This window comes from Coleofasciculus sp., from assembly GCF_046539235.1.
Lineage (GTDB): Bacteria > Cyanobacteriota > Cyanobacteriia > Cyanobacteriales > Coleofasciculaceae > Coleofasciculus.
Map to the genome: position 1 here is coordinate 1 of NZ_JBKHHI010000334.1, position 7,375 is coordinate 7,375.

A 7,375-nucleotide genomic window follows, 5' to 3' on the forward strand; every position below is an offset into this window, starting at 1 on the left:
TCGTCATCCCTACTGGCTGAGCGCGGCTGGGATTTCTTGTTCAACTTCTCAAGTTCACGCTGAGTTTGGTCTTTCCCCCGCTTCGCCTCTTTATAATTGGGTTGATATTTCAAAGCGTTTTCATAAGAGGTCAAGGCTTCGTTGTATCGCTTCAGGTTAAATAAAGCATTAGCACGACTATTCCAAGCTTGGTAATGGCTGCGCTTATGGGCAACAGCTTGGTCATAGGCCGCGATCGCGTCTTGGTATCGTTGCAATGTATAGAAGACATTCCCCCGGTTATACCAGGCTTGCTCAGAATTAGGTTTGAGTTTAATCGCCCTCTCGTAAGCCGTTAACGCTTCATCATAACGCTGCAATTGATGCAACGCCCAAGCCCGACCATACCACGCCTCATAAATGTTGGGTTGAAGTTTAACCGCTTCTTCAAATGCGGCTAACGCCTCTTGATGCTGGTTTAAATTATTCAAAATACTGCCCTGACTGTACCACGCCCGGTAAAAATCCGGTTGGAACTGAACCGCTTTTTGGTAAGAGTCCACCGCGTCACGGTGTTTATTCAAATTAACAAACGCATTACCCCGTTGATACCAATATTCGGCGGAATCGGGCTTATGTTCCACCGCTTTGTCATAAGATTTAAGCGCCTCTTCATACTGTTGTAAATTATGGAATGCCCAGCCGCGCCGATACCAGGCTGAGGCATAATTGGGTTGAATCTCTAACGCCTGATCATAGGATGCGATCGCAGCCGAATAGCGCTGTAACTGCATCTGTACCATCCCGCGACGTTCCCAGGTTTCCACGTCCTCTGGTTGCAGTTCCGTCACCTGATCAAACGCCCGAATCGCTTCTTCATAGCGCTGCAATGCGGCTAACGCTTCTCCTCGCCCTTTCCAAGCCTCTGGATACTCACGCTGAATCTGAATCGCCTGATCATAAGCATCCAACGCCGCCTCAGACTGACCCAATGCCAAAAGCGCATCCCCTTGACCCAGCCAAGCTTCAGCATAGTCCGGTTGCAGTTCAACCGCCCGATTATAAGCACTGAGGGCGTCCTCATACCGCCTCAACTCCAGCAGTGTTTCACCTCGGTTATAGGATTGGGTGGCATTGGTAGAATTAATCCAGTTGATAATCGCTACTGTCGCCCCTCCCCCACCAGCAATCACCGCCATGGCAATTAATAGGACAACTATCAGTTTCCTCCGTTTAGAAGATTGAGTCACAGGCGATGACACAGAAGCAGCGCCTAAAGCCATCGTCGCCTTCGTGGGTTGAGTCAAGTCATCCAACGCCTGTAACGCCGCTTCCGCCGAGGGATAGCGTTGGCGAAAATCGTAGCAGATCATCTTATCCAGGACTTTCGCCAACTCTGGACGAACCGAGGTGCGATCGCGCCAGCAAATTTCGCCACTGTCGGGATCAACGGGCAGTTCCTGAGGCGCTACCCCGGTTAACGCTTGAATCCCAACAATTCCCACCGCATAGATATCACTACTCAAACGGGGATTCCCATTCGCTTGTTCACTGGGTCGATATCCCGGCGTACCAATCGCCACTGTAAAGCTAGAGGATTGTCCCTGCACTATTTGAGTGCTAACTTGTTTAACCGCGCCAAAATCAATTAGGACTAACTTACCATCCGATTTACGCCGGATCAGGTTGTGGGGATTAATATCACGGTGAATCACATGATGCTGATGAACAAACGCTAATATAGTCAAGATTTCCTGCAACAGATCAATCACCTGCTGATCTGACCACTGCGTTCCCGGCGTCAATTCCTGACTCAGATTATCTCCTTCAACCAGTTCCTGCACCAAATAGAATTCTTGACTCTCTTCAAAATAGGCAAATAGCTGCGGAATTTGGTTGTGATGTCCCAACTGATGCAGGATTTTGGCTTCCGTTTCAAACAAACGCCGCGCCGTCTGTAAGGTAAACGGGTCAGTGGCTTGGGGTTTGAGTTGCTTCACCACACAATTGCGATCGCTAGGCAAGTGTCTGTCTTGGGCGACAAATGTAGCACCAAACCCACCTTGTCCCAGTTGTCGAACGATATTATAGCGTCCACCAATCGTTTGTCCGAGAGCCAAGTTCATCAAGCCAATCCCAGCATTGCCATGCAGTCATGATATAGTTGATTCTGACACAAAATTTTGCCAATCCCTTCCCCTGCTTCCAGACGTAGCATGCTACGTCTCTACATGACTCCCCCAGTTTCCCCAGCTTTCCTACCTCCCAGCCAATTTCTGAATTCCATGACACTGATGTAACTCCCCATTGGGCATCGTCGTACCGCTTAAGTTCGCCCCTTCCAGATTTGTCTGATTCAAAGAAGCCCCTTGCAAGTTAGCGCCACTGAGAGTCGCCTCACTCAAATTTGCGTCCTGCAAGTTGGCATCACGGAAGTCTGTCCAACGTAAGTTAGCCTTACTTAAATTGACCCGACTCAGATTCGCCCCTTGTAAGTTTTCTCTCTTGAGATTAACACCGCTTAAATCCACTCCGACGAGAGAGACATCAGGCGCAATTAAATAAGCACCCCCTTGTTCAGGATCGAACGCTTCAGGAAAATCAGTTTGTAGATTGTACAGACTGCATTGCCACTTAACTTGCTCCAGATTTGCCTCACTTAAATCAGCTTCAAATAAATAACTGCGACTCAGATTGCTGCGACTGAGATTAGCACCAATTAACAGAGAACCCCGCAGATCCGCGCTTAATAGGTTAACCTGGCAGAGGTTAGCACCATTGAGATCAGCGCCCATCAATCGGGCAAAACTTAAATTAGCCCCACTTAAATCCACACCCGTCAACGTGGCAAAACTCAAATCAGCCGCCACTAAATTCGCTCCCATCAAATCAGCACCACTCAAGTCAGCACCTCGCAGATTTGCTCCTTGCAAGTCAACTCCCTGCAAATTGGCATTATGCAGGGTAGCGCGGCTCAAGTTAGCCTGGACTAATGTAGTTTGGCTCAGGTTGGCATGAGTTAAATCTACCGCTCTCAGAGTCGCACCCATCAGGTTGACTCCATTGACGTCGATAAGAAAAAAATCTCGTTCGCCAGCTTGGTATCTACTCAATAGTTCATCAGGGTTCATCTGAATCTACCTTTATTGTGGCTAACCCTTAGTCGTCTCGTTGCGGAGTTTGTACAGCCAATGCCCATTTATTCTCTACAAATAATTGAAAGGCTGAGTAGAGAGCTTCAACGAGGGTTAATAGATCGGATTCTTTGGCGGCATTCACAGCAACTTGACCAACTTGAGTCGTGACTTATTTGCAAGTAGATGCGCTGACCTGATTTATTTTTTCGACAGATCAATCTTAATCATAGTATTAATTTCAAGATTAGGAACCAACCTAACCAAAGCTTTTCGAGTTCCCTCCCCTTGATAAGGGGAGGGTTAGGGTGGGGTCAGATCAAGGTATTGCAGAGTTTTTAGCTCGAATTATAGCGAAGACAGCGCAACTACGAACTTGATTGTTACATGGGTTACCTATTTGTGGCGCTCCATCTCCGTCAAACGATGATAACCTAATGTTTCAACGTAACTGAGTGCAGAAACGGCTGACTCATGGTTGGCAATGAATTCACGTAACCAGGTATATTCAGGGCGAGTTGCGTAAATGATAATATTGCTATCCAAGAGCATCATTCGCTTCCCCAAGACGTTCACGATCCTGTCTGATCTCACGCTGCCATACCAACGGATCGATGTCAGAAAATGCCTGTGACTGCGCTAATTTTTCTAGTATTGCCGCCATTTGTTGCCCACGGCTATGGGTTGTCGTGCTCGCCTCTTCGTCTAAAAGAGTAACCAGAACCTGAACAGTGCGATCGCCCGGAAGCCACTGATTGACTTCCTCTTGCCATTCGAGTACATTTCCTTTGAGAATTGCCCGAAATGTATGCAGCATAACTAATCGCTTTAAACATTGAACTCTATTCTAACTTCAAGGCGTGCGATCGCTCTTTATTGAATAGTAGTGAATCGGCTTCAGGATTAGGTGTATTGCGAAATCACCAAAGGGCAAAAACGCGATCGCACCGTTTGTAGTAAGCACTTTAGTGCTTCCTCTCGATTCCCTTGATGCCAACTTCCCACCCAGACAATACTGAATAAGTGCGATCGCCGCACCGTTTGTAGTAAGCACTTTAGTGCTTCCTCTCGATTCCCTTGATGCCAACTTCCCACCCAGACAATACTGAATAAGTGCGATCGCGTCGCGGGTTGTCTGCCTGTTAAACAGCAGTTGAATCTATTGCTGTGTAAGAATCTTAGCCTTGCCGTGTTAGTTGATTTTCATCTCTCATACAAGTTACAGTCAAAGAGATAATCTGTCATGCTGAGCGGAGTCCTGAGCGAAGCGAAGGAACAGTAGCGAAGCATCTCAACAACTGGGAACATTACTCGGTGTTGGCGATGGAGACATTAGTCGTTATTCAGAACTCGACGCCGCAGAAGCGCAAGTCCTCACGAATAATGCTCCAGTGGTGGTAGACTTTGCTAGGAAACAAGGTTTTGAGTTTTCTGTAGACGATTTAACTCGGGGGGTTGATGCGTTTGCCCAGTATCAGTCGGGTGAATTATCTGAGAAGGAGTTCTCCAAAATTATTGGCTTTTCCAGTCAAGGCACCAAAGAAAGTTTTCCTGCACTGAAAAAACTCGTCAGTTTTCTATCAGGTGGTACGGCTTCTCGTTGAGTTTAAATCCTCATTGTTGAACAAGCTGACGAAAGATTATATCGGAATCTTAAAGAAATTACCAGGCTTTTATTTGGACAAGTTCAAGCTAAAGCTAACAGAAATTGAAAACACGATTCTCCAAGAAGATAGTCAAAGGCTTGTATCTTACCGATATTTGCTACCCTCCAAAATTCCTCAAAGCATCAATATTTAAGTAGAGTCTGCGGTGAGTTGAAATCTGAAGAAATTGACCTATTCCTAGGCTAGTGCAACGGACATGAAAATACTTGAGCAGAGGATGAATTTGTCAAAGGCTCGCCAAACGGCGGCGGCAAAAACCACACACCATTCAACCATGATGTACTTAATTGAACCGTAGGGGCGTCCAGAAAAGCCCAGAAAAGCCCAGAAAAGCCCAGAAAACTCCCCCAGAAAAAATACCGATCTCCACTGAGGAAATCGGTAGTATTCATGTCTAGCCAATAGTGAATTAGTCCAAATAGCCCATGAGTTCATCACTCGATTCAGTCGCATTAGCCGCAATCGGGCGATTATTTGGTAAAGGCTGAACATCAAGCGCGGTTACACTTTGATTTCTTCTCGCTAGCGCTTGTTGTGTCTCAGCTTGAGTGTTTTTATTTTTGGTTGTTGTTCTATCTGCCATAGTTTATTACTGCTAAATGGGCTTCTAATCCCAAAATCGCTACAAAATATTACAATTGTTTCATATTTTAACAATTATGTGCAAAAAAGAAAAATTGATCAACCGACTAGGTGGGCAAATGTAGAGACGTAGCATGCTACGTCTCTACCCCCCATCAATCCGTGATCTGATTGATCACAGACTCAAAATCTGTCACCGCACCCATACTACTAGACGACACTAATTTGGCATACTTCGCCAGCACTCCTTTGGTATATCGGGGTTTGGGAGGTTGCCACTTGGCGCGGCGTTGTTGCAGTTCCTGATCGGATATATTAATCTGTAATAATCGCGCCGGAGCATCAATCGTAATCGAATCCCCTTCTTCAACTAACGCGATCGCACCCCCAACGGCAGCTTCTGGGGCAACATGACCCACTACCATACCATAGGTCCCACCAGAAAAGCGACCATCGGTAATTAATCCTACCGAATCCCCTAATCCTGCACCAATAATTGCTGAGGTTGGCGCTAACATTTCCCGCATTCCCGGACCCCCTTTCGGTCCCTCGTAACGCACCACAATCACATCACCGGCTTTAATTTTACCCGCCAAAATTGCCTCCAGACAGGCTTCTTCGGATTCAAACACACGCGCAGGACCCGTGATTTGGGCTGTTTTCACCCCCGTAATCTTCGCCACCGCGCCTTCGGTTGCCAAATTTCCCTTTAAAATCGCCAAATGTCCTTGGCTATACATGGGATTATCCCAAGGGCGAATCACATCTTGATCTGAGGGTGGTTGATCAGGAACCTCGGCTAATACCTCAGCCACGGTTTTCCCCGTAATCGTTAATGCATCACCATGTAATAAATCATGGACTAGCAGCATTTTCATCACTTGGGGAATACCGCCAACCTGATGTAAATTCGTGGTCACATATCTGCCACTGGGTTTGAGATCACACAGAACCGGAACTCTAGCGCGAATCGTTTCAAAGTCATCCAGAGTTAACTCTACCCCGATCGCACGGGCAATTGCCAGTAAATGTAGTACCGCATTCGTTGATCCACCCACTGCCATAATTACCGAAATGGCATTTTCAAACGCTTGGCGGGTTAATATCTGCTTAGGCAGGATTTGTTGACGAATCGCCTCAACTAGAACAAACGCCGATTTTTCCGTACTGTCGGCTTTTTCGGCATCTTCCGCCGCCATCGTCGAGGAATAGGGTAAACTCATCCCCATCGCTTCAAATGCCGAAGACATGGTGTTAGCCGTAAACATCCCACCACAGGAACCCGCACCGGGACAAGCGTTTCGTTCGACGGCTACCAGTTGTTCTTCTGTAATCTTACCCGCACTATGTTGTCCCACCGCTTCAAAGGCGCTGACAACGGTTAAATCTTGTCCATTCAGATGTCCGGGTTTAATCGTCCCCCCATAGACAAAGATAGCCGGAATATTCAAACGTGCGATCGCAATCATCGCCCCTGGCATATTCTTATCACAGCCACCAATTGCCAGCACCCCATCCATACTTTGACCATTACAGACGGTTTCAATGGAGTCAGCAATCACTTCCCGTGACACCAGGGAATATTTCATCCCCTCGGTTCCCATGGAGATCCCATCGCTAATGGTAATAGTACCAAATAGTTGCGGCATCGCCCCCGCTTGTTTTAGTCCGGCTTCTGCCCTTAGCGCTAAATCATTGATGCCCATATTACAGGGCGTAATTGTACTATAACCATTGGCTAACCCAACGATTGGCTTAGTAAAATCGCGATCGCTAAAACCGACAGCACGCAGCATAGCACGATTTGGCGATCGTTGTACACCTTGGGTAACGACTTGACTTCTCCGGTTATCTGACATTGGCTTACTTTCCTTCGTTATTGGTCATTTGTCATTCGTCATTCGTCATTTGTTAGGGAACAGGGAACAGGGTAATAGGCTATAGAAATTTTGTCTCCCAGCTTCCCCCGCACCCCCCGCACCCCCTGCTCCCCCTGCTCCCCCTGCTTCCCCT

8 protein-coding genes are annotated in these 7,375 nt (G+C 47.1%); 1 reads left to right on the top strand and 7 read right to left on the bottom strand.

What is annotated here, in order from left to right:
* From ACLFWI_RS23035 to ACLFWI_RS23055, 5 genes are all read right to left on the bottom strand, one after another.
* The coding region (locus ACLFWI_RS23035; RefSeq protein WP_446414863.1) for a tetratricopeptide repeat protein at positions 1-2,105 on the bottom strand (2,105 nt) is incomplete at its 3' end.
* A gap of 132 nt (positions 2,106-2,237) precedes the next feature.
* Positions 2,238-3,110, bottom strand: a complete 873-nt coding sequence (locus ACLFWI_RS23040) for a pentapeptide repeat-containing protein (protein ID WP_446414864.1) — start codon at positions 3,108-3,110, stop codon at positions 2,238-2,240.
* Positions 3,111-3,509: 399 nt separating this feature from the next.
* Positions 3,510-3,668, bottom strand: coding sequence for a hypothetical protein (locus ACLFWI_RS23045; protein ID WP_446414865.1), 159 nt, complete (start codon positions 3,666-3,668; stop codon positions 3,510-3,512).
* Positions 3,652-3,930 carry a hypothetical protein gene (locus ACLFWI_RS23050; RefSeq protein ID WP_446414866.1) on the bottom strand — a complete coding sequence of 93 codons (279 nt, stop codon included), beginning with the start codon at positions 3,928-3,930 and terminating at the stop codon, positions 3,652-3,654. Before ACLFWI_RS23050 ends, ACLFWI_RS23045 begins: the two co-directional genes overlap by 17 nt.
* 36 nt (positions 3,931-3,966) lie before the next feature.
* Positions 3,967-4,167, bottom strand: coding sequence for a hypothetical protein (locus ACLFWI_RS23055; RefSeq protein WP_446414867.1), 201 nt, complete (start codon positions 4,165-4,167; stop codon positions 3,967-3,969).
* A gap of 337 nt (positions 4,168-4,504) precedes the next feature.
* On the opposite strand from ACLFWI_RS23055, the gene ACLFWI_RS23060 reads away from it, so the two are divergent.
* Positions 4,505-4,717, top strand: coding sequence for a hypothetical protein (locus ACLFWI_RS23060; protein ID WP_446414868.1), 213 nt, complete (start codon positions 4,505-4,507; stop codon positions 4,715-4,717).
* 472 nt (positions 4,718-5,189) lie between these two features.
* Here the strand turns inward: ACLFWI_RS23060 and ACLFWI_RS23065 are convergent, their stop codons facing one another.
* Positions 5,190-5,363 carry a hypothetical protein gene (locus ACLFWI_RS23065; protein WP_446414869.1) on the bottom strand — a complete coding sequence of 58 codons (174 nt, stop codon included), beginning with the start codon at positions 5,361-5,363 and terminating at the stop codon, positions 5,190-5,192.
* A gap of 154 nt (positions 5,364-5,517) precedes the next feature.
* On the bottom strand, positions 5,518-7,221 hold the full coding sequence (ilvD, locus tag ACLFWI_RS23070; protein WP_446414870.1) for a dihydroxy-acid dehydratase: 1,704 nt from the start codon (positions 7,219-7,221) through the stop codon (positions 5,518-5,520).
* Positions 7,222-7,375: the final 154 nt, after the last annotated feature.

Excerpts from the sequence above, each read along its gene's own strand:
- ACLFWI_RS23040 (WP_446414864.1), bottom strand. The coding sequence starts at position 3,110 with ATGAACCCTGATGAACTATTGAGTAGATACCAAGCTGGCGAACGAGAT.
- ilvD (WP_446414870.1), bottom strand. The coding sequence starts at position 7,221 with ATGTCAGATAACCGGAGAAGTCAAGTCGTTACCCAAGGTGTACAACGA.
- ACLFWI_RS23050 (WP_446414866.1), bottom strand. The coding sequence starts at position 3,930 with ATGCTGCATACATTTCGGGCAATTCTCAAAGGAAATGTACTCGAATGG.
- ACLFWI_RS23065 (WP_446414869.1), bottom strand. The coding sequence starts at position 5,363 with ATGGCAGATAGAACAACAACCAAAAATAAAAACACTCAAGCTGAGACA.
- ACLFWI_RS23045 (WP_446414865.1), bottom strand. The coding sequence starts at position 3,668 with ATGATGCTCTTGGATAGCAATATTATCATTTACGCAACTCGCCCTGAA.